Here is a 20,277-nt window from a genome sequence, read left to right on the forward strand (position 1 = left end):
CTAACTTTTCAAAACAACAAGGTTACCACTTCATTTTCAACAATGATTTAAAACCTGAAATGAAAAAACAAATTGCAAAGCGTTTATTAAACTTTGAGATTGTAAAAAAAGAAACTTTATTAAAAATCTCGCTTGAAGGCATCGCTTATGATGATACGAAGTATAAAGTAAAAGCACTTGCTGCTAAACCTTTCGCTTATATTTACCGTAACATTTTAGATCGTAAAGATTTATTTACAGCTATGTTTAATATTAAACCGCACAAAGAGAAGCTCGATCCTTCATTAAAACAAATGAACTGGGAAGAAGCTCGTAAACATGCGGATCAAACAGGTGCAGCAGAATCTGGATCTAATGAATATGGTATCGAAGATGGTTACTTCAATAGCAAAATTAAGAAAAAATTAAAGCAACGTGAAGGTTACTTAAAAAATGATGCTTACGACCAATCGCCAGAATATGAAGATTTACAAATTGTACTTGATTTATTAAAACAATCTGGTGCAAAACCACTCTTCATTTCTGTTCCTGTAAAAGGTCCTTGGTACGACTACGCTGGCTTCCCAAAAGAACGCCGCGAAGCATACTATAAGAAAGTTCATGAGCAAATTGAAAAAGCTGGTTATCCAATTGCCGACTTCTCAAATCATGAATACGATAAATACTTCTTAAAAGATCATATGCACTTAGGTTGGAAAGGCTGGGTTTACATCGACGAAGCCATCCAACAATTTTATAAAGCAAACTAATGAAAAGACCGCTTGAATTACTCAAGTGGTCTTTTTGTATATATTTTGTAATTGTTCGATTGCATTCTCTGCTTCTTTCATAACTCGCTCCACTACATGCTGAGCTGATTCGATTCGAGCTAATGATGCTGCCTGTCCTGCCCAAAGTGACATATATTCTTCCTTATTTTGCTTCGCTGCCTCTTGGCGTATTTTAGAAGTTAATACGTTTTGCACTGGATACATCGGTAGCCCTTCTTCTTTTCCTTCATGTCTCTCTATAAATTCATTCCGAATACCCCGCGCATATTTCCCAGAAAACGCACGAGTTACAGTTGTGCTCGTATCTGTACTATGTAAAACCGCTTCTTTATACACATCGTGCGTAATACTCTCTTCACTTGTTAAAAAGGCCGATCCCATTTGAACACCTTCTGCTCCTAGTGCCAATGCCGCAACAAGCCCTTGTCCGTTCATTACACCACCTGCTGCGACAATTGGGATATGTGGAACAGCCTCTACTAACTGAGGTATCAACGCAAAAGTACCAATCATAGCATCTCGTTCTTTCCCAATAAACGTTCCTCTATGCCCTCCTGCTTCGCTACCTTGCCCAATAATAATATCTACTCCTAGCTCAGCAAGTACTTTCGCTTCCTTCACATGGGTAGCTGTTCCGATAACTTTTATTCCACTTCTTTTTAAATCATTTATTTCTTCTTTTTCTAACGTTTGAAATGCAAAACTAACGACCGGTACTTTTTCATCTAATAGCACTTGTAATTGTTCCTTATAGCTTTTTGGAAGCTTTAACGTTCCTTCTACTTCTATACCTAATTCTCTATTCACTCCGCTTAGTAATACTTTCGCCTCATTTACCTTCTCTTCTTCTATTTCTATCTCTTTCGTTACAAGTAAATTAACACCGAACGGCTTATCTGTTAGTTCTCTTATTCTATAAATCGCTTCACGAATTTGTTCTGGGCTCATATAGCCCGCTCCAAGCGTCCCTAATCCTCCGCTATTACTTACTGCTGCAACAAGTTCTGGCGTCGTAATCGCGCCTGCCATACCGGCTTGAACAACGGGATACTCAATTTTTAATATGTCTGTTACTCGACTTGTAAACATCATTTCCCCTCCTATTTCCTTTATATCTTCTTTATTTGATAAGCTTTCCCCTGCTTTTGCAAGGGTTGAACTTCATATGAAGCGAATATATTGAAAGAGAAGGAGGCTGAGCTTAATGATTTATCCAAATGCATTAAAACAAGATGATACAGTAATGATCATTGCACCATCTGGTCCACCTACAATCGAAAATGTATTACAAGGTGTGAATGTATTACAAGAGATGGGGTTATCCGTAATAATCGGGAAGAGCGTTTACGAGAAATATGGATTTTTAGCCGGAAGTGATCAAGTTCGGCTTGACGATATACATGAAGCATTTACAAATAATGAAGTGAAGGCCGTTTTCTGTGCACGAGGTGGTTACGGAAGTGCTCGTCTCCTCCCTCACATTCAATATGAAATCATTCGGCAAAACCCTAAAATCTTTTGGGGATATAGCGATATTACAGCTTTACATACTGCTGTTTCACGTTATGCAAAGCTTATAACATTTCATGGTCCGATGATTGAAGAACTAGGAAAAGGTATTGATTCTCTATCTTTATCCTCTTTCAATCAGCTATTCCATCCGTATTCAACCATTTTATCTGCATCAGAATGTATCGTATCTAGCTCTCACAGTACAGTTACAGGTACGTTAGTTGGAGGAAATTTAGCTGTGTTAACAAGTATAATTGGCTCGCCCTACGAGATAAATACGGACAATACACTTTTATTACTTGAAGACATTGGTGAAGAACCGTACCGCATTGACCGTATGTTAAATCAGCTACTTTTATCTGGAAAGTTTAATGAATGTAGGGGCGTTATTTTCACAAGTTGTCACGACTGCACTCCTTCAAAGCCATCTCAATCATTGCAAGCAATATTATATGAATATTTCGCACCATATCATATACCGGTCCTATTCGGTTTACCAATTGGACATATAAGTCCAAACATCGGTATTCCACTTGGAGCTACAGCGACAATAAACACGAATAATAAAACAGTCTCTATTTCTTCCGGTATAGCTACTCCATATTCAAATTAAAAAGGAAAAGCGATTACGCTTTTCCTTTTACTTATAATAATTAAAAATTCGTCCAGATGAGATATCTGCAATTTCTTCTGGAATAAATGTTTTACTTATATCAGTACCAACATTTAATACAGCTGTAGCATCTTTCTCAATGCTACCAAATAACTCTTTCCCACGTATCGTAATAAGGGGCGTTCCTTCTGGCAACACATCTTTTACAAATTCCATTTGTGTAAAGAACGGAACGATCCATCTACCTTCTCCTTGGAAATGACGCAAACGAAGTATTCCCTCTGTTGCCCCGTCCTCTGCTTCTAGTGAACCAGCAACATAAAACTCAGTAGATAAGAGCAATTCATAAAATTCCTTTTGCTTCTGTTTATCATCCCCTGCTACAACAAGTACCTCTTCTAATTTCTTTACTGAAATTTGCTCCATATGATGCCACCCCTATTTTCAAAATGATTGTACTTAGATTATACGAAATATTCTTATTTTTTTCTACATAATTTGCAATTATTTTCTTAAAATAATTTTAATACTTCTTTTGTCGTCACAATCGTAGCAAACTCTTCATGTAAATTTACAAGTGTCATATTGTGAATATCTTCTGCACTATACTCCTTACCATCTAAACCTTTACGGTTAAAAGTAGCCGTTGCATCACTCACTAAATATGTTGTAAATCCTAAATTCCCTGCCATTCGTGTTGTAGTTTCCACACAGTGATTTGTCGTTAATCCTACAACCACTACTGCATTACATTTGTTCTTTCTTAATTGCTCTTCTAAATTTGTCCCAATGAACGCGCTGTTAACGAATTTCTGAATAACCACTTCACCAAGTAGTGGTTGCACTTCTTCTTTAAAGTTTACCGTTTCCGCTCTCTCATAAAACATTGACTGAGCATTTTCTTTATTTACATGTTGAATATGAAAAACTGGTCGTTCCCTTTTTCTCCATTCTTCTAACAAAATTCTCATGTTTTCTTCAGCAAAAATATTATTTCTCTCGCCCCAATCTGGTAATTGAAATGCCTTTTGTACATCGATTATGATAAGTGCTATTTGATTTGTCATCATTCCCCCCTTAATTTGGCTGTAATTGAAATAGAAAACCAAGTTGTTGTGACGCAGTAATAAAGCAAACATAGGCGCAAAGCTCTACAATTTCTTTTTCTGTCCAATATTGTTTTAATACGTGAAACATAGTATCATCTATTGCTTTTCGGTCATGAACAAATGTATGCGCAAAAGTAACGGCTACACAAATCTCCTCTGCCTTTTGCATATCATCAGGTCTTCCTTTTGCCATACAGTACGGACATTCATTCCCATACGCTAATGTTCTTCTCACTTGCTCCTTCAACTCTGCTGAAAGAGTTCCTTTATTGTACAGTGTATCTTCTAACGTACTCCACGAATGTAATATATCCGAATTATGCCCTAATAACTTTTGAAACTTTGTATCTCCTACATTTGATAATGAAATTCTCTCCATCATTTCCCCTCCTATTTCCTTCTGTTTTATTGTAAAATAAATAACGTTCACTTTACATTTCATATGAATCTTAATTTATATTTTCCCTTTACAAAAATCATTATTTTACTGGAGGTATATTTACAAATGCAATTAGACCGTGTTGATCGGAAAATTTTAAATGAATTATATAATGATAGTCGCCTTTCGATGCGTGAATTGGCGAAACGAGTAAACTTATCTGCTCCATCTACTTCAGAACGTGTTCGTAAGCTCGAAAGCGAAGGTGTTATTCAAAAATACACAATCGATATTGATTATAAAAAAGCAGGACTCGTTTTAGATTGTATTTTAGAAATCACTTTAAAAAATGGTGATACAACACGTATGCAACAGTTTATTCAATCTTATCCATCTGCAAGTTTTTGTTACCGAGTAACAGGAAGCTTATGTTACATTGTAAAAATTTCTGTTCCTTCACTCGTTGAACTTGAAGAATTTATCAATGATGTTTCTTCATATGCAACGACAGTTTCTCATATCGTATTATCAGAAGTATCTCTTACTCCTGATATTGAACATATCTTCCCAGAAGATTAATTTATTTTTATTCATAAAATATCAAAAAACCCCTTACAATAAGAATAAAAATAATATATTATGTATTAAAATACATAAAGTTCGAGAAAGGGGCTTTACATTGAAAATCTGGTTTTATGAAAAAACGGCACAATTAGATGACTTGCTTGGTATTTGGGACAACGTTCCGACCATCCCGCGAATTGGTGAAAAAGTGGAGATTTTAAAGACGGTCCGTACTGTTACAGATATTAAATATGTAAAGAACGGTAATAATTTCCGCGTGGAAATTATTACAAATTAAAAAGTAGCTCTTAAGGAGCTACTTTTTAATTATCTATTATGTGCTTTCTTTATAACGATTTTATCTTCTTCTACAGATACTGTTACATAATCATTTTCTTCTAACCGAAGCTTATTTACAGCCTCATCTGGTAACTCTATGGCCATCAATCTATCGGTTACGATCACTTGACTATACACTTCATTTTCTTGTGATGAACTCACTACTTTTTGCTCATTTATAAAACGTACTCGTGGCACGCCAACTTCTTTTACTGTACGCCATTGTTTCCAAACATAAGGAATTAACCAAAGTAATCCAACAACTGTAAGACCGATACCAATCCATAAATTACTTTGCGCTTGTAATTCAGTAATTGAGATTGTACCACTTTCTTCTCCACCGAAAAATTGCATACTTGTTGCAATCTAAGTGAATTTTATGTAATAAAAATCCCCGTTTTTACAAGCGGGGATTTCTTTTATTATAATACGTCACGTTTTTGGAATAATGCACTTGATGCTACAAGTAACACAACAAAGTATGCAACTACAAGTAATAATGAAGTTGTAAACGTAAATTCTGTAAATGTTGGTTCCATTCCACCATTGATTAATTTATTACTATCGTAAGCTCTTAAATCCAAATGGTTGAATACTACAAACTTCGCTACACCTTTTGCAAACATTATTAATACCATATTAATTGCACCTTGTAAGAAGAATAGGAACATCGTAATAATTAATGGTAATACAGATTTTCTAAAGACATTTGCTAGGAAAAATGCAAGTGTTGCAAAAAAGAACGGTGAAAGTAGTTGATATAAAGTTGACTTCATTACGATTCCTAACGTTAATTCTGTTTTACTACCATCCATTACAATACCGCCAATAATCATTGCAATTAGCATACCAGCTAATACGATAAATAACATTGCTAATAACACTGTAATATATTTAGAAAATAAAACTGCAAGTCTTTTTCTTGGACGGATTAACAATTGTTTAATTGTACCTTTTTGGAACTCATCAGTAAGAGTACGGGCAGCAAGTGTAATCCCAAAAATCGTTGTAAATAAAACAATTAAGCCAATCTCTGAGTTTGCATAATCTAAATATGACCCCTTAAACTCATCACCTTTTCCCCACTTCAACATTGCTAAAGTACCTAAAATTTCGAGTGCCGCAATGACACCAATTAAAATATACATACCTTTTTTCGCATGCAACTTTAAAAATTCATTTTGAATTAATTTAAACATTACGCTTTCACTCCCCCAGTAATCGCTAAGAACTCATCCTCTAACGTTTTATTTTGAACAGTAACGCCATATACAAGCACATCAGCATGAACAAGTTTTTTTACAAGTTGCGGAATGTTGTCTTTTGTTACAGATGCTACAATTACATTCCCTTTTGCTTTACCTTTAATGATTTCATTTGCTTTCTGAACTTCACCTACTTCAAACGCTACAACGGCTGCCTCATCATGTTTCACTTTTTCATGTAAGTTGTACTCTTGTACAAACTCACCTTGTTTAATAATAACGACGCGATCACACATTAATTCAATTTCACTCAATAAGTGACTTGATACGATTACAGCAATATTCTCTTCTTTCGCTAAACGTTGTAAATAATCACGAATTTGGCGAATACCAGCTGGATCTAATCCATTTGTCGGCTCATCTAAAATTAAGATTTTCGGCTGATGAAGTAATGCCTGTGCAATTCCTAAACGTTGTTTCATACCAAGTGAATATGTTTTCACCTTTTTATGAATCGCATGCTCTAATTCAACAAGCTTGACAATCTCAGCAATGCGCTCTTTACTAATTGGTGTAATGGCCATGTTCGCAAAATGCTTTAAGTTTTGCATTCCTGTCATATAATCATATAGTTCAGGATTTTCTACAATCGCTCCAATTTGCTCTAGTGCCTTTTCACGCTCCGAGCGAATACTATGTCCACAAATTGTAATATCGCCCTCTGTCATTGAAATAAGACCTGTCATCATACGGATCGTCGTCGTCTTACCGCTACCATTCGGTCCAAGGAATCCGTATACTTCTCCTTCACGAACCTCAAATGATAAACCACGAATAATTTCCGTTCCACCAATCCTTTTTCGAACATTCTCTAACTTTACTACTACGTTTCCCAATGCTGATTCCTCCTTTAGACTTCTAGTTTTTTATCGATAATGTGACCTGTAACTACTAGTAATATAATTGTTAATAAACAATTAAAAAATAGATTTAAAATTGTAACCTCTGTACCAGAATAAAATGATGTATTTAAAAAACCATTTTGATCTATAAATCCAATATTATTTATAGCAAACACATACTTTTCTATTTGCTGAAAAATATACGTTATTCCTCCATTAAATGCGGTAAAAATGACGAATAAAACTAAACAAGCAACTTTATTCATCGATGATTTCACATTGAATAGTTTTACAATTACTATAATAAAATAAATAGAAACTAGCATATTAAGAAAATCTAGTCCCCATAAGAAAATAGATAATATATGATGTAATATTCCATAATTATATAAACTGTGTATTGCTTGCTGAATACCTAAATTAGTTTTTCCATTGTAAATATTTAAAGAAAAATAGTATAGAAAAATGATTCCTATTCCTAGTAAAATCATAAAGAGTAGTACACAGAATAAAATATTTACACATATATACTTTTTTGCTGAAATAGAAGTATAACGTAGCATAGAGTTTTTTAACATTTTCCGAAAAGACGATATACCTGTTAAAAGAATTGCAAATCCATTTATACCTAGTACGATAAAGAATATAATAATAATTATATCTTGCCTACCTGAAATTCTAACTCCTGAAACTCCTTTCATATTAAATAAAAGAATGAATGAAACTGTAATAAAACCAAAGTAAATAATGGCTATCTTTCTCTTATTACAATTATACAGATAACGAAAAAGCTGACTCATTTCTCATAGGCCTCCTTAAACAGCTCATGTACTGCTTTACCCTTTTGAAATCGTAGTTCTTCCACATTTTCATGCAATATTATTTCTCCATCTTTCAAAAAGATTACTTCATCGAATATATTTTCGATTTCTCTTATTAAATGAGTCGATATAAGTAGCGTACAATCTTCACGATAAAATTTAAGTATTAGCTCAAGTACATGTTCTCTAGAAACAAGATCAATCCCGCCCAACGGCTCATCCAGTACGTATAGCTTCACTTTTCGAGAAAACGTTAAAATAATCTGCAGCTTCTCAACCATACCTTTTGACAATGCTGTAATTTTTTCTTCTAACGGTATTTTAAATTCTGCAATCGTATCTACCGCTTTTTGAATATCGAAGTCTTTATAAAAATCTCGGTAAAAAAATAAAGCGTCTTTTACAGTCATCCAATCATCAAAGACTGGCTTATCGGACATAAATGAAACGATTTCTTTCGTCTGTAATCCTACCTTTTTACCGTCTATTGTAATACTACCTTCAGAAGGGTGTTGCAAGCCTGCAATCATTTTCAATAACGTCGTTTTCCCGCTCCCGTTATCTCCAACAAGCCCAACGATTTTCCCTTCCGTAATCTCTATGTTTAATTCACGGATCACTGCTTTTAATCCGTATCTCTTCCATAAGTTTTCTATTTTCAATAGCTCTGTCATTGGCTCTCCTCCCTCTTATCATGTAATGAAGAACGAAGAATTGTAAGAATTTCTTCTTCTGAAAAACCTAAATTGTCCATTCCATCTATAAAAGAATGAAGTAATTCTTTCGCCATCTCTTTTCGCAGCTCCATAATTTTCTCCCCTTCATTCGTTACATACCGTCCCATTCCTCTACGTGTTACAACAACTCCATCCCGTTCTAGCTCTTGAAATGTACGCTGAATCGTATTTGGATTAACTTGTAATTCACTCGCTAATTCACGGACAGAGGGAATTTTATCACCAGGCAATAAATGTCCTGTTACGATTTCTTTTTTTATGTATTCCATTACCTGAATGTAAATTGGTGTATTTGGAGAAAACTCTATTTTCATTTCTTCCCTCCTTTTGTATCGGTGTACTAGTTAAATAATACACTGATACAAAAGGTTTGTAAATACCCATTTAATTACAAAAAAGTTCTATCCGTTAACCGAATAGAACTTCCCAAATATAAATCGCTATACAAAAATAATAGTGTTATGTAAACAAAATTATAAAGAAAAGCTGTCTTATCAATCAATAAGACAGCTTTTCTTTATAATTCTATATTAAAAGTTAAACACGAAGTCATCGTCAGCTAACTTTTCAACGTTCGTTGCTTTTACGTAACCATTTCCTTTTACAGAGAAGAAATCATGGTTTTTCGTATCTGTACGTAAACCATTTAAAACGATTGGGTTAATTTCTTCTTCTTCAAACTTCGGCTCAAGTCCTAAGTTCATAAGCCCTTTATTCGCATTGTAACGAACGAAACGATTTACATCTTCTACAAGACCGATAGAAGTGTAAATTTCTTCTGTATAGGCCATTTCAATTTCATATAGTTCCATTAATAACTCTTGTGTTTCTTTTTGCACTTCTTGTTGCTCTTCTGCAGAAAGTTCTGCGAAGATTTGTTGTGCTAAAATACCGACGAATACGCCGTGAATTGACTCATCACGAATTATCAAGTTGATAATCTCACCACTTGCTGTTAGTTTTCCTTGACCAGCTAAGTAAAGCGGATAGAAGAATCCACTATAGAATAAATAACTTTCTAAGAACACACTTGCTACCATTGCCATGTATAACTCTTTTTTCGTTACTTCAGGCTTTAGCAAACGACGATAGTAACCAGTAATAATACCGGCCTTTTTCTCAAGTAATGGATGAGTATCTACCCATTCAAAAATATCATCAATTTCTTCTTCAGTAGCTAACGTTGTAAAGATATGACTGTAACTCTTCGCATGTACTTCTTCCATAGCACCCATGAAAGCTAATACACTTTTCGCTTGTAAATTTTCAAGATGAACAAGTACAAGAGGCATACCTTCGCCGCCTTGTTTCGTATCTAAAAGTGTTAAACCACCTAATACACGCTTATAAGCAATCTGCTCTTCTTTTGATAATTGTGCCCAAGTATTTTTGTCAGAAGATACCGCGATTTCCTCTTCTGTCCAAAACTGAGCGATATTTTGCTTCCAAAACATTAAACTAAAATCATCTTCTTTTTTGTTCCAGTTTACCGCACGCATTAAATCGCCCCTTCTCTAAATATGATAACTAAGCATGAGCAGGGTTCAGAAAACCCTGCTCATCATGTCTCACTTTTTATATTAAACGGTACAAGCCACACACTCTTCCACGCTTAATTTACGTGTTCTCGTATAATACAGACTCTTTAAGCCTTTTTTATGTGCATAGATGTAGTAACGTGCTAATTCACGTGTTGAAATATCACTATTAACGTAAAGAATTGTACTAATTCCTTGGTCAATATGTTCTTGAATTTCTGCGATTAAATCAATTAATTTAAACTGATTCATATCGTAAGAAGATTTATAGTACCAGAACGTATCTTTTGATAAATACGGCATTGGATAATATGTTGTCGCATTCGCATATGTTCTTGATTCGATTTGACTTACGATCGGCATTACGCTTGAAGTTGCATTTTGAACGTAACTGATTGATTGTGTTGGAGCAATGGCAAGACGATATGAGTTGTATAAACCATTCTTCTGCACTTGCTCTTTTAAACTTGTCCAATCTTCTTTTGTCGGAATATGAATTCCTTCAAATAGTTGCTGAACTTTTTCAGTTACAGGACTGTAATCTGTCGTTTCATACTTTTCGAAGTATGTGCCATTCGCATAATCAGATTTATCGAAGTCTTTAAATGTCTCGCCTTTTTCTGTAGCGATTTCCATACTTTTCTCAATAGAATAGTAATTTAACATCATAAAGAATGTACGAGCGAATTCTTTCGCTTCTGCACTTTCATAAGCGATTTTATTTTTTGCTAAATATCCGTGTAAGTTCATTGCTCCAAGTCCAACTGAATGAAGCTCGTCATTTGCTTTTTTCACAGTTGGTGCATTCGGAATAATCGTCATATCAGAAACAGCTGTTAAAGCTTCCATTCCCGCATGAACTGCTTCACGAATTTCTTTATTTTCCATTACGTTTACGATATTTAACGATCCCAAGTTACAGTTAATATCACGACGGATAATGTCATCTGTACCGTAATCATTTATTTCTGAAGTTTCTTGAAGCTGGAAGATTTCTGTACATAAGTTCGACATCTTCACAGTTCCAATATCCTTCAATGGATGTTGATTATTTGCATTTGATTTAAACATTAAGTATGGGTAACCAGACTCAAGCTGAATCATAGCGATTTTAATAAGCATATCACGTGCACTAATATCTAGTGGCTTCTTCTTCACTTTCGGATTGCTCATTAATTCATCGTACATTTCATCAATGTCAATATCATCTAAATGCTTGCCATATTCTTTATAAACCGTATAAGGCGCGAAAACATGGAAAGGTTCGTTTTTCTCAGCAAGCTCAAAGAACTTACTTGGAACGATAATTCCGATTGATAGAGACTGAATACGGCTCTTCTCATCGGCATTTATTTTTTTTGTATCAAGGAATTCAATAATATCCCAATGGAAAATGTTTAAATATACTGCACCGGCACCTTTTCGTTGGCCAAGCTGATTCGCATATGAAAACGAATCTTCAAGCAATTTCATAACAGGTACTACGCCACTTGCAGCGTTGTCGATACCTTTAATTTGCTCACCACGTGCGCGTAGCTTAGATAAGTTTAAAGCTACTCCCCCGCCGATTTTTGATAATTGCATCGCAGTATTAATGTTAAAGCCAATTGAATTTAAGCTATCATCCATCTCTAACAAGAAACAAGACACCATTTCTCCTCTTCTGCTTCTTCCCGCATTTAAAAAGGTTGGTGTCGCTGGTTGGTAGTTTTGTTTTACAATCATGCTTGCGAATTGTCTTGCTTTCGAAACATCACCGCGTCCTAAGTATAATGAAACAATTGCTACACGATCTTCATAGCTTTCTAAGTATTGTTTTTGATCATTCGTTTTTAACGCATAATCTTTGTAGAACTTAGATGCTGCCATATAAGATTGGAACTCGAAGTTTTCACCATAAGCGATGTTATATACTTCCTCTACTTCCTCCAAGCTATACTCGTCCAGAACGTTGTAATAGTAATCATGTTCTTTCATATACTCCATTCGCTCTGCCACGCTATTAAAAGGAACGGTATTCTCTCTAGCTTCTTCCATAAAGACTTCTAATGCCTCTTTATCTTTATGAAGCTGATAAAAACCGTCCTGCATTTGCGTGATTTCATTATTCAGTTCAATGTGTCGCAATCTCCCGCACCCTTTCCTTAAAATATTCTACATCGTTATTTGTTCCAGATAACTCAAATTTTGATACAATAGGCACTTCATATTTAGTAGAAATCTTGTCAGCACTTGCACCGAACATGTCTCCCCAGTTACGATTGCCGCTTGCAGATACGCCTTTTAATTTTTCATTATTGCGCTCTAAAAAGTCTAAAACACGTTCTGGTACATTTCCAAAACCTGTTGTATACGTAATAAGAATAAAGTCTTCATCTATTACTAGATCTTCATCAATTTGAACGGCCGGCATATTTAATTTGTGAATGAAACGCTTCACGTTTCCTGTCATAGAATCATATGCAACTAACATTTCCGACCCTCCCTCTCAAATCTATATTCTCTATATGTTGTTCTTGATTTCTCTATATATTGTATTACGTTTCAAAATAAGACACAAGATATATGTATAAATTCTTTCTTTTTTTAACTTTTACTTTTCGACATGATAGCCGTTTTTTTTCAATACAATGACTATGAAACAACATTCTAAAACTCATGTCAATAAAGTGCTTTTCAAAAAAGTTGTCAACGAATTTAACCTTATTTTTAAAAAAGTTAACAATATATTTTGTCATAAAACGGTAGATGCTGAAGAAATATATTTCTCCAGCATTACGCAAAAAAGAACAGATATGAAACTATAATCTGCTCTAAAAAACGATTACATTTATCAAATTTACCTTATTAAATATATTATACATATACTTTCGTTTTTCGTTACATACTAAAAGATAACTATTATAGAAAAAGATTATTATTATGGAACTTCAATTTATTTATGAAAAGTTTATTCAGAGTACTCAATGCGCAAAATATCTTTTACAAATATATGATGTGGATTTTCATCTTTATCCAGCATTGTACATACAGGAGCCTCTTCATCAAAGTATACAATCAGTCCTTCTACGTACTGATATGTATGTTGAACTTGTACAGTTACTTTAATTTCTATTGCTTCTTCATATGCTCTTTTTATTTTCTGAAGCATTTTTGCTGAACATTTTCGTTTCTCTGGATACATAACCATTCCCATAAATCGATTGCCGGCTCTATCTTTCCACATATAATCCCAATGTGGTAAAATGCCTTGTTTAAAATCGCCCATAATTCCCCTCTCCTTTATCTTTTATTTATCCCGCATTAAACGTCCATTTGGTGAAGGCTACTAATCAGTGAGAGATGCCCTGCTGATCAAAATTCTCCTTTATGAACGTGGCGTTTCTGAATATGTATAAATCACTTGCCCGCCTCGCTGTGCGTTACCAATGAAATGCTTAAAGTCTTCTCTATTTACAACAACTTCTCTGAACGTATAAAATACATCTTTCGTAACAACATACTCCTTTATTTCACCATTTTTTAGCTGATCTAAAATTGTATTTGCTAATTCTTTATCCATGTATTTCACCTCTCTGCAATATTTTATTTTATCTTATATTCTATAGGTCAACAACTGTAAATTTATCCCGCTATTTGCAGGTAGTCCGATTGGTGTTGACTACTAATCAGTCGTAGAATGAACAAAAAATCTTACTGATTAACGTTTCACTTTATCTCGTTGTTATGCCATGATTTTATTTTCGTTATTTCGCAAACAATATTGTTTTACTATATGTCCACTAAATATCATATACTAACATAGCTACTTCTCTATATCAAACATTTCGGCATTCAATTATGCAAAGTTCCATACCACTATGCTACAATATACAAATAGAACTAGGAGGGATACTATGATTCGGAAAGCAAAAAAGACAGATGCGATGGCAATAGCTCCTTTATTGTATAATGCTCTGCATGAAATTGCTGAAAAAATCACAGGTAGCACAGTTGAAGCAGAAGTATTACTAGGACTTGAGACATGGTTCTCAAAAGAAAATAACCGTCTGAGCTACGAAAACTGTTTTGTCTATGAACAAGACGAGAGTGCAGTTGGAATTATTGTCGCTTATCACGGTAGTGAAGCAACACAGCTTGACGCACCAATTGTACATCACTTAAGAGCATTACATAAAGATGAATCAATTACGTTAGAAAAAGAAGCTGAGCTTGATGAGTATTACATTGATACATTATCAGTTTCAAGTGCACACGGCGGAAAAGGTATAGGTTCTAAATTAATTGAAGCTGCCGAAATCTATGCAACTGAAAAAGGGCATAAAAAAATCGCTTTACTTGTTAATTTAGAAAACAAACGCGCCTATTCACTATACGAAAAGTTAGGTTATAAAAAAGATGAAATTGTTATGCTAGTAGGGGAACCTTATGCTCATCTCGTAAAACCATTAAACGTCAAAATTTCTATATCTTAACATAAAAGCACACGATTTATATAAATCGTGTGCTTTTATGTTAAATTTGTATTTAATATATTTCCATCCATCGCCTCGTGAAACGTATATGTTGTACATCCCCATGGCTCTCTGTGCAAAATAGGAGAACCAGACCATCCCATCGCTCTCAGTTCGGCACCAATCATTACATTCACATAATTATGACCTACAAGAGCTATACTTCCATGTACGAGAGCATAACGATGTAACAGGTAAGCCGCTTGCCTTACCCTCTCTCTTACTTCCTTATAAGACTCAACATCTTTATGGTAGCCAAGTATCCATAATGTTCGTCCAATGAACATCCATACCTTAATTGTGCATTTCAACCACTTCGGAGCAAAAAAGCATGAAGGAACTTCAGCTTCTCTAAAAAGAGAATTTTGCATAAAAGATAAAGAATCCGTCAATTCAGCTGCTGATTGTACAGCACGCCTTTGATCACTTGTTAAGACAAATTTCGCTGCTTCAATTGCCTCTATTGTTTCTATCGGCATTTTAGCTTTTTGTATCATTGACTCGGAATCATACTGTTTCATCCATTCGTGAAATGAATTAATTGTCATCGGTTCTCTTATACGACTTAAACAACCATGACGAATAAAAGAAATCTTCATTCTTTTCACTCTCCATTCATCACTTATGAACTCTATTATGCACTAGTTCTAAACATCATACCACGCAAGAAAATAAAGTTATATCCCTTTACATCTCCCCACCACTATCATGTGTTATCGAAGCATGGATACCATCCATCCCATCAAAATATGTACTCGTATCATATTGACGAATCTTTTTTAAATGCATATAAGAAAATAAAAATAAAATTAAAGCTATAACACTCCCCACAAATTCAAACATCATTTTACCGCCTCTAATTTCTCCCACTTCAGCAGGTTATTCTACTTTTTCATTATACCTCGATATAAAGATTCTCGCATTTTTGCTATTTTTTCTAAAAAACATGGATTTTCTACATATTTTCTTACAAAAAGTGAATATTTTTCGAATTTTTACTTTGGAAACATTTACAAAGTAGGAAATATGGTTCAAAATAGGAGGAAATAAAAAAACCCAAATTTATTCTTTTTTTGGGAAAACTGTAACAAGGAGAGTTGCTTATGCAGATCGCAGAAACTGGAGATATCATCGAATTTAAAGGTGGAATGCAAGGCCGTGTTCAAAAAGTAAATCAAAACTCTGTTATTGTTGATATAACAATTATGAAGAATTTTAGAGAACTAGATATGGAACCTCTTACAGTTGTAAGTCATAAAAACTATACTGTCATTAATCAAAATGCATAATATAATAGAAAGAAAGGGCCTGTATAGTATACAGGCCCTTTCTTTCTATTAACGATTATCAATTGTTTCCGGATATAGATCGTGGTTCATCATGCGGTAGTCAGCCATTTGTTCATACTTCGTACCTGGGCGCCCGTAGTTGCAGTATGGATCAATTGAAATGCCACCACGTGGTGTGAATTTCCCCCATACCTCAATATAACGCGGATCCATTAATTTAATTAAATCGTTCATAATAACGTTCATACAATCTTCGTGGAAATCACCATGATTGCGGAAACTAAATAAATACAACTTTAAAGATTTACTCTCTACCATTTTTTGCTCTGGAATATAGCTAATATAAATTGTTGCAAAATCTGGTTGTCCTGTTTTCGGGCATAAACTTGTAAATTCAGGACAATTGAATTTTACAAAATAATCACGGTTTGGATGATTATTATCAAATACCTCTAATATTTCTGGGCTATATTCAAATAAATATTTTGTATTTTGATTCCCTAGTAATGTTACATCTTTTAAATCCTCATCTAATCTTCCTGTCATTTTAAACATCCCTTCTCGTTATACGCCGCGCTTATTTCCCCATACTAACGCATGAAGCTGAGGCAATACTTTTGCATCATTCATCTCTTTACAATTTACAGCTTTATCAATCAGCCATTCATACTTATCTAATAAATTTTTTATAAGCATCGCATCATCCACTGTTTTTGTATCATCGTTTCCTACTTGTAAGAAAAATGGTACCTTTGGATAACGTTCGTGCATCTTAACTGCATATTCAAAATCATGATCATCGAATACTACTACTTTTAAACTAATATCTTTTCCTGCTAGTTTCTGAATAATAGCATCTAACTTATGAAAATCTGTTTTCATCGTTGAACTTGGTGGTTTTGGAGAAATTGTTACCTCATCAATTTGAAGTAACCAATCTTGCCATTTACTCCCTTGCGTTTCAATTGCCGTTCGCATTCCATTTTCTTTTAATATAGAAAGAAGAAACTCAATATTTTTCAGCAATGCCGGATTTCCACCTGAAATCGTAACATGAGAAAAATTTTCTCCTCCAATTGCAACAAGCTCATCCCAAATATCTTCTGGTGTCATCTGTCTAATTTGATCTTTAGCTGATCCATCCCACGTAAAAGCAGAATCACACCAAGCACAGCTATAATCACAACCAGCTGTACGGATAAACATTGTTTTTTGCCCTACAACCATTCCTTCACCTTGAATAGTCGGACCGAATATTTCTAAGACAGGGATTTTACTCATCAAGCATCCACTCCCGTCTTACTTCCGCATAACTAGTCGGCGTCTCAAATAGACGAACAAATTCAACGCGAGCTCCTTTATATTCGTTCACTCGATTCTCTTTTGTTAGTGCTTCTGCCATCTTTTCATAAATCCAAACGACCATATTTTCAGCAGTCGTATTCATTGCAGGTAACGTTTCGTTTAAATAACGATGATCTAGATAAATTTCGATTTCATTTTTCCAAATTTCTTTTATATCTCCAAAGTCAATTGCAAGACCTATTTCATTTACATATCCACTAATTCCAAATACAACTTTATATGTGTGACCGTGTAAGTTTTTACATTTCCCTTCATAACAGTGTAAATGGTGTGCTGCATCAAATGTAAATTCCTTGCTGACCATTACTCTTTTATTATGGTATTTGAGTTGTTTACGCTGAATATCCTTGTCCATTTTTTGCAAATTCTCTACGATGCGAAATCCAAAAAAGTTATCCATTAGTTATTCGCTCCTTCGCGTTCTTGTAGGTACGTATCTAATCCTGCTTTACGAAGTTGACATGCTGGACATTCACCGCAACCATCACCAATGATTCCGTTATAACATGTTAATGTTTTTTCTCGAACAAACTCAAATGCTCCAAGTTCATCTGATAATTTCCATGTTTCAGCCTTATCAATCCACATAAGTGGCGTGTGAATGACAAACGGGTAATCCATAGATAAATTTAAAGTAACATTTAACGATTTCACAAACACGTCACGGCAGTCTGGATAACCACTGAAATCAGTTTCACATACACCCGTTACAATATGACGTGCTCCAACTTGTTTTGCTAATACAGCAGCAAATGATAAGAAGAGTAAATTTCGTCCATCTACAAATGTCGATGGCAATTCACCTTCTTCATGTGTAATCTCCATATCCGTTCTCGTTAACGCATTTGGAGCAAGTTGATTTAATAGACTCATATCTAGTACCGTATGCTTTATTCCTAGTTCTTTTGCAATTTCCGCTGCACAATCAATTTCTAGCTTATGACGTTGATTGTAATTAAACGTTACAGCTTCTACCTCTGCAAACTGCTCTATTGCCCAAAATAAACATGTCGTACTATCTTGTCCTCCACTAAAAACAACAACTGCTTTTTCTTTTTTCATTTCACTCATTCTCCTTCTCTACTATAAATAAGAAGAAAGAACGTTCTTGAACTGTCACAATAAAAAAACAAAACAATACCTAAGGATATTGTTGTTTCCATAGTTTTTTATAGAGGGAGTTCGCGAACCTCTCCCGCGCGATGCACGGAATTTCTTCTTTCATTGACACAGCTTATTGTAACATATTGTATACTAGCGTAAAAATTTCTGATTTTTCCGCTATTTATTATTTCATTTCTTTCATTTTATAGTATGATTAATTTAATCTAAGAAGAGAGGAGGCATCCCACTGAAATCCTTTATTATTTATCTCTTTTTAAATATATTATTCATCCTGATTACAATGCTCGTATATCATTTATTTTGGAATCAAAAAGGGAAACGCTCTCCTAAATTAAATTCAGCTATATTCATTGTACTCTGTTGCCTTGCTACCGTACTCTGTATTACATTTGCAGCAAAAACAAATAATGGTTTTCAATTTGATATGCGCCATATTGTATTAATTGTCGGTACATTAACGGGAGGGCCTATTGCTGGTGGTTCTATCTTAGTTGTATTAAACATATATCGCTTATTATTAGGTGGGGTAGGTGTTTTCCCATCTCTTATCGGTTCTGTTCTTCTATTTATTGTTCTATTATTAACATATAAATTTTTCAATCGAACTTCTAATCGTATAAAAATAACACTTGCTATTATCTACAGTCTCACATACGGATTTAGTTGGATACCCTTCTTCCTTTCAAAGGTTACAAATAAGACTGATTATATACCGCATATTATTGTGTATGAATTATGTTCAATGCTTGGTACGATTCTAATTCTATATTTACTACACATATTACAAACTCAAGTTCGTCTCCAAAACGAACTTATAAATGCTGAAAAGTTTCATTTAATTGGTGAAATGGCAGCGTCTATCTCTCATGAAATTCGCAATCCATTAACTTCAACGAAAGGTTTTTTACAACTGTTACAATCAGGTACATGCACTGAGCAGGAACGAAAATTATATATCGACATTGCCATTAATGGCATCGAACAAGCAAATCATGTTCTTACAGATTATTTAACCTTTGCTAAACCAAGCATTGAAAAAGAACAAACATTACAGTTAGAAGAAGAATTACTACATGCATTGTCGTTAATTACACCGCTTGCTAATTTAACAAATGTACGTACTCATTATATAAAGCAAAGCACTTCTTTTTTTATCGTTGGAGAAAAGCAAAAACTAAATCAATGTTTATTAAATATTTTAAAAAATTGCATTGAGGCTATGCCAAAAGGCGGTGATCTTTATTTCACATTAGTTCCTGATCATAAGCATATTCAGTTATATATAAAAGATACAGGAGTCGGTATGGATTCAGAACAAGTAAAACGTCTTGGCTCTCCTTTTTATTCAACGAAAGAAAAAGGTACTGGACTTGGAATGATGGTCGTATTCAGTGTTGTTCAAGCTATGAATGGAAAAATTGATATTATAAGTGAAAAAGGAATCGGTACAACCTTTTTATTAACTTTTCCACTCATACAAAAAACGTGATGAAAT

27 protein-coding genes, 1 pseudogene and 1 riboswitch are annotated in these 20,277 nt (G+C 34.3%); of the genes and pseudogenes, 7 read left to right on the top strand and 21 right to left on the bottom strand.

Annotated elements, in window-relative coordinates:
• A partial coding sequence (gene dltD, locus AU379_RS20535) for a D-alanyl-lipoteichoic acid biosynthesis protein DltD (RefSeq protein ID WP_082769978.1) occupies positions 1-749 on the top strand: 749 nt, incomplete at its 5' end.
• A 21-nt stretch (positions 750-770) separates the two neighbouring features.
• On the opposite strand, the gene AU379_RS20540 is transcribed toward dltD, so the two are convergent.
• Complete coding sequence (locus AU379_RS20540; protein ID WP_061139675.1) at positions 771-1,859, bottom strand: nitronate monooxygenase; 1,089 nt, start codon at positions 1,857-1,859, stop codon at positions 771-773.
• Between the two features lie 115 nt (positions 1,860-1,974).
• Between AU379_RS20540 and AU379_RS20545 the strand changes: the two genes are divergently transcribed.
• A complete protein-coding gene (locus AU379_RS20545) occupies positions 1,975-2,895 on the top strand; it encodes an LD-carboxypeptidase (RefSeq protein WP_061139676.1) in 921 nt (306 codons plus the stop codon).
• A gap of 27 nt (positions 2,896-2,922) precedes the next feature.
• Here AU379_RS20545 and AU379_RS20550 read toward each other — a convergent pair whose 3' ends face one another.
• The 3 genes from AU379_RS20550 to AU379_RS20560 all read right to left on the bottom strand — a co-directional run bounded on the left by AU379_RS20550 (position 2,923) and on the right by AU379_RS20560 (position 4,383).
• Positions 2,923-3,321: an SseB family protein gene (locus AU379_RS20550; RefSeq protein ID WP_000435266.1), complete on the bottom strand. Its 399-nt coding sequence runs from the start codon at positions 3,319-3,321 to the stop codon at positions 2,923-2,925.
• An 86-nt stretch (positions 3,322-3,407) separates the two neighbouring features.
• Complete coding sequence (locus AU379_RS20555; protein ID WP_000184430.1) at positions 3,408-3,962, bottom strand: cysteine hydrolase family protein; 555 nt, start codon at positions 3,960-3,962, stop codon at positions 3,408-3,410.
• Between the two features lie 10 nt (positions 3,963-3,972).
• On the bottom strand, positions 3,973-4,383 hold the full coding sequence (locus AU379_RS20560; protein WP_061139677.1) for a hypothetical protein: 411 nt from the start codon (positions 4,381-4,383) through the stop codon (positions 3,973-3,975).
• A gap of 126 nt (positions 4,384-4,509) precedes the next feature.
• Between AU379_RS20560 and AU379_RS20565 the strand changes: the two genes are divergently transcribed.
• The gene (locus tag AU379_RS20565; RefSeq protein ID WP_001175505.1) at positions 4,510-4,962 is read left to right on the top strand and encodes an Lrp/AsnC family transcriptional regulator; all 453 of its coding nucleotides are present in this window, start codon (positions 4,510-4,512) and stop codon (positions 4,960-4,962) included.
• 100 nt (positions 4,963-5,062) lie between these two features.
• A complete protein-coding gene (locus tag AU379_RS20570; protein WP_000707107.1) occupies positions 5,063-5,245 on the top strand; it encodes a DUF3913 family protein in 183 nt (60 codons plus the stop codon).
• A 29-nt stretch (positions 5,246-5,274) separates the two neighbouring features.
• On the opposite strand, the pseudogene AU379_RS20575 reads toward AU379_RS20570, so the two are convergent.
• From AU379_RS20575 to AU379_RS20625, 11 genes and pseudogenes are all read right to left on the bottom strand, one after another.
• Positions 5,275-5,652, bottom strand: a pseudogene (locus tag AU379_RS20575) (AbrB/MazE/SpoVT family DNA-binding domain-containing protein); the annotation flags it as partial.
• A 56-nt stretch (positions 5,653-5,708) separates the two neighbouring features.
• Positions 5,709-6,485 carry an ABC transporter permease gene (locus AU379_RS20580; protein WP_000475428.1) on the bottom strand — a complete coding sequence of 259 codons (777 nt, stop codon included), beginning with the start codon at positions 6,483-6,485 and terminating at the stop codon, positions 5,709-5,711.
• Entirely contained in the window at positions 6,485-7,387 is a 903-nt protein-coding gene (locus tag AU379_RS20585) for an ABC transporter ATP-binding protein (RefSeq protein ID WP_000528818.1), read from the bottom strand. Before AU379_RS20585 ends, AU379_RS20580 begins: the two co-directional genes overlap by 1 nt.
• Positions 7,388-7,401: 14 nt before the next feature.
• The gene (locus AU379_RS20590) at positions 7,402-8,193 is read right to left on the bottom strand and encodes a hypothetical protein (protein WP_000080439.1); all 792 of its coding nucleotides are present in this window, start codon (positions 8,191-8,193) and stop codon (positions 7,402-7,404) included.
• Positions 8,190-8,888 carry an ABC transporter ATP-binding protein gene (locus AU379_RS20595; protein WP_000137748.1) on the bottom strand — a complete coding sequence of 233 codons (699 nt, stop codon included), beginning with the start codon at positions 8,886-8,888 and terminating at the stop codon, positions 8,190-8,192. Before AU379_RS20595 ends, AU379_RS20590 begins: the two co-directional genes overlap by 4 nt.
• Positions 8,885-9,265, bottom strand: coding sequence for a GntR family transcriptional regulator (locus AU379_RS20600; protein WP_000687512.1), 381 nt, complete (start codon positions 9,263-9,265; stop codon positions 8,885-8,887). Before AU379_RS20600 ends, AU379_RS20595 begins: the two co-directional genes overlap by 4 nt.
• 216 nt (positions 9,266-9,481) lie before the next feature.
• Positions 9,482-10,450: a class 1b ribonucleoside-diphosphate reductase subunit beta gene (nrdF, locus tag AU379_RS20605; protein ID WP_001203012.1), complete on the bottom strand. Its 969-nt coding sequence runs from the start codon at positions 10,448-10,450 to the stop codon at positions 9,482-9,484.
• Between the two features lie 81 nt (positions 10,451-10,531).
• The gene (gene nrdE / locus AU379_RS20610; RefSeq protein WP_001215839.1) at positions 10,532-12,616 is read right to left on the bottom strand and encodes a class 1b ribonucleoside-diphosphate reductase subunit alpha; all 2,085 of its coding nucleotides are present in this window, start codon (positions 12,614-12,616) and stop codon (positions 10,532-10,534) included.
• Positions 12,603-12,962: a class Ib ribonucleoside-diphosphate reductase assembly flavoprotein NrdI gene (gene nrdI, locus AU379_RS20615; RefSeq protein ID WP_000959447.1), complete on the bottom strand. Its 360-nt coding sequence runs from the start codon at positions 12,960-12,962 to the stop codon at positions 12,603-12,605. The genes nrdE and nrdI overlap by 14 nt, the downstream gene beginning before the upstream one ends.
• Positions 12,963-13,439: 477 nt before the next feature.
• Positions 13,440-13,757: a hypothetical protein gene (locus tag AU379_RS20620; protein WP_000502197.1), complete on the bottom strand. Its 318-nt coding sequence runs from the start codon at positions 13,755-13,757 to the stop codon at positions 13,440-13,442.
• Positions 13,758-13,856: 99 nt separating this feature from the next.
• The gene (locus tag AU379_RS20625) at positions 13,857-14,051 is read right to left on the bottom strand and encodes a hypothetical protein (protein WP_000356684.1); all 195 of its coding nucleotides are present in this window, start codon (positions 14,049-14,051) and stop codon (positions 13,857-13,859) included.
• Positions 14,052-14,385: 334 nt separating this feature from the next.
• Here AU379_RS20625 and AU379_RS20630 point away from each other — a divergent pair, with 334 nt between their 5' ends.
• On the top strand, positions 14,386-14,964 hold the full coding sequence (locus tag AU379_RS20630; RefSeq protein ID WP_000619548.1) for a GNAT family N-acetyltransferase: 579 nt from the start codon (positions 14,386-14,388) through the stop codon (positions 14,962-14,964).
• A gap of 35 nt (positions 14,965-14,999) precedes the next feature.
• On the opposite strand, the gene AU379_RS20635 is transcribed toward AU379_RS20630, so the two are convergent.
• A complete protein-coding gene (locus AU379_RS20635; RefSeq protein WP_000703098.1) occupies positions 15,000-15,602 on the bottom strand; it encodes a phosphoglycerate mutase in 603 nt (200 codons plus the stop codon).
• 88 nt (positions 15,603-15,690) lie between these two features.
• Positions 15,691-15,846 (bottom strand): hypothetical protein, encoded by a 156-nt coding sequence (locus AU379_RS30660; RefSeq protein WP_000461432.1) that lies wholly within the window; start codon positions 15,844-15,846, stop codon positions 15,691-15,693.
• A 260-nt stretch (positions 15,847-16,106) separates the two neighbouring features.
• On the opposite strand from AU379_RS30660, the gene AU379_RS20645 reads away from it, so the two are divergent.
• Entirely contained in the window at positions 16,107-16,292 is a 186-nt protein-coding gene (locus tag AU379_RS20645; protein ID WP_001165082.1) for a DUF2187 family protein, read from the top strand.
• Between the two features lie 48 nt (positions 16,293-16,340).
• Here the strand turns inward: AU379_RS20645 and queF are convergent, their stop codons facing one another.
• Genes queF through queC form a run of 4 tightly spaced genes read right to left on the bottom strand, consistent with a single transcriptional unit; the run spans position 16,341 to position 18,719 of the window.
• Positions 16,341-16,838: a preQ(1) synthase gene (gene queF / locus AU379_RS20650; protein WP_001986050.1), complete on the bottom strand. Its 498-nt coding sequence runs from the start codon at positions 16,836-16,838 to the stop codon at positions 16,341-16,343.
• 18 nt (positions 16,839-16,856) lie between these two features.
• On the bottom strand, positions 16,857-17,573 hold the full coding sequence (gene queE / locus AU379_RS20655; protein WP_000036298.1) for a 7-carboxy-7-deazaguanine synthase QueE: 717 nt from the start codon (positions 17,571-17,573) through the stop codon (positions 16,857-16,859).
• A complete protein-coding gene (queD, locus tag AU379_RS20660) occupies positions 17,566-18,057 on the bottom strand; it encodes a 6-carboxytetrahydropterin synthase QueD (RefSeq protein WP_000368414.1) in 492 nt (163 codons plus the stop codon). Before queD ends, queE begins: the two co-directional genes overlap by 8 nt.
• Positions 18,057-18,719: a 7-cyano-7-deazaguanine synthase QueC gene (gene queC, locus AU379_RS20665; protein WP_000711595.1), complete on the bottom strand. Its 663-nt coding sequence runs from the start codon at positions 18,717-18,719 to the stop codon at positions 18,057-18,059. The genes queD and queC overlap by 1 nt, the downstream gene beginning before the upstream one ends.
• A 93-nt stretch (positions 18,720-18,812) precedes the next feature.
• Positions 18,813-18,856: riboswitch (PreQ1 riboswitch) on the bottom strand.
• A 206-nt stretch (positions 18,857-19,062) separates the two neighbouring features.
• On the opposite strand from queC, the gene kinB reads away from it, so the two are divergent.
• On the top strand, positions 19,063-20,271 hold the full coding sequence (gene kinB / locus AU379_RS20670) for a sporulation sensor histidine kinase KinB (protein ID WP_000964157.1): 1,209 nt from the start codon (positions 19,063-19,065) through the stop codon (positions 20,269-20,271).
• Positions 20,272-20,277: the final 6 nt, after the last annotated feature.

The sequence above is a fragment of the Bacillus sp. JH7 genome (genome assembly GCF_001563515.1).
In the GTDB taxonomy this organism is placed as follows: Bacteria; Bacillota; Bacilli; order Bacillales; family Bacillaceae_G; genus Bacillus_A; species Bacillus_A cereus.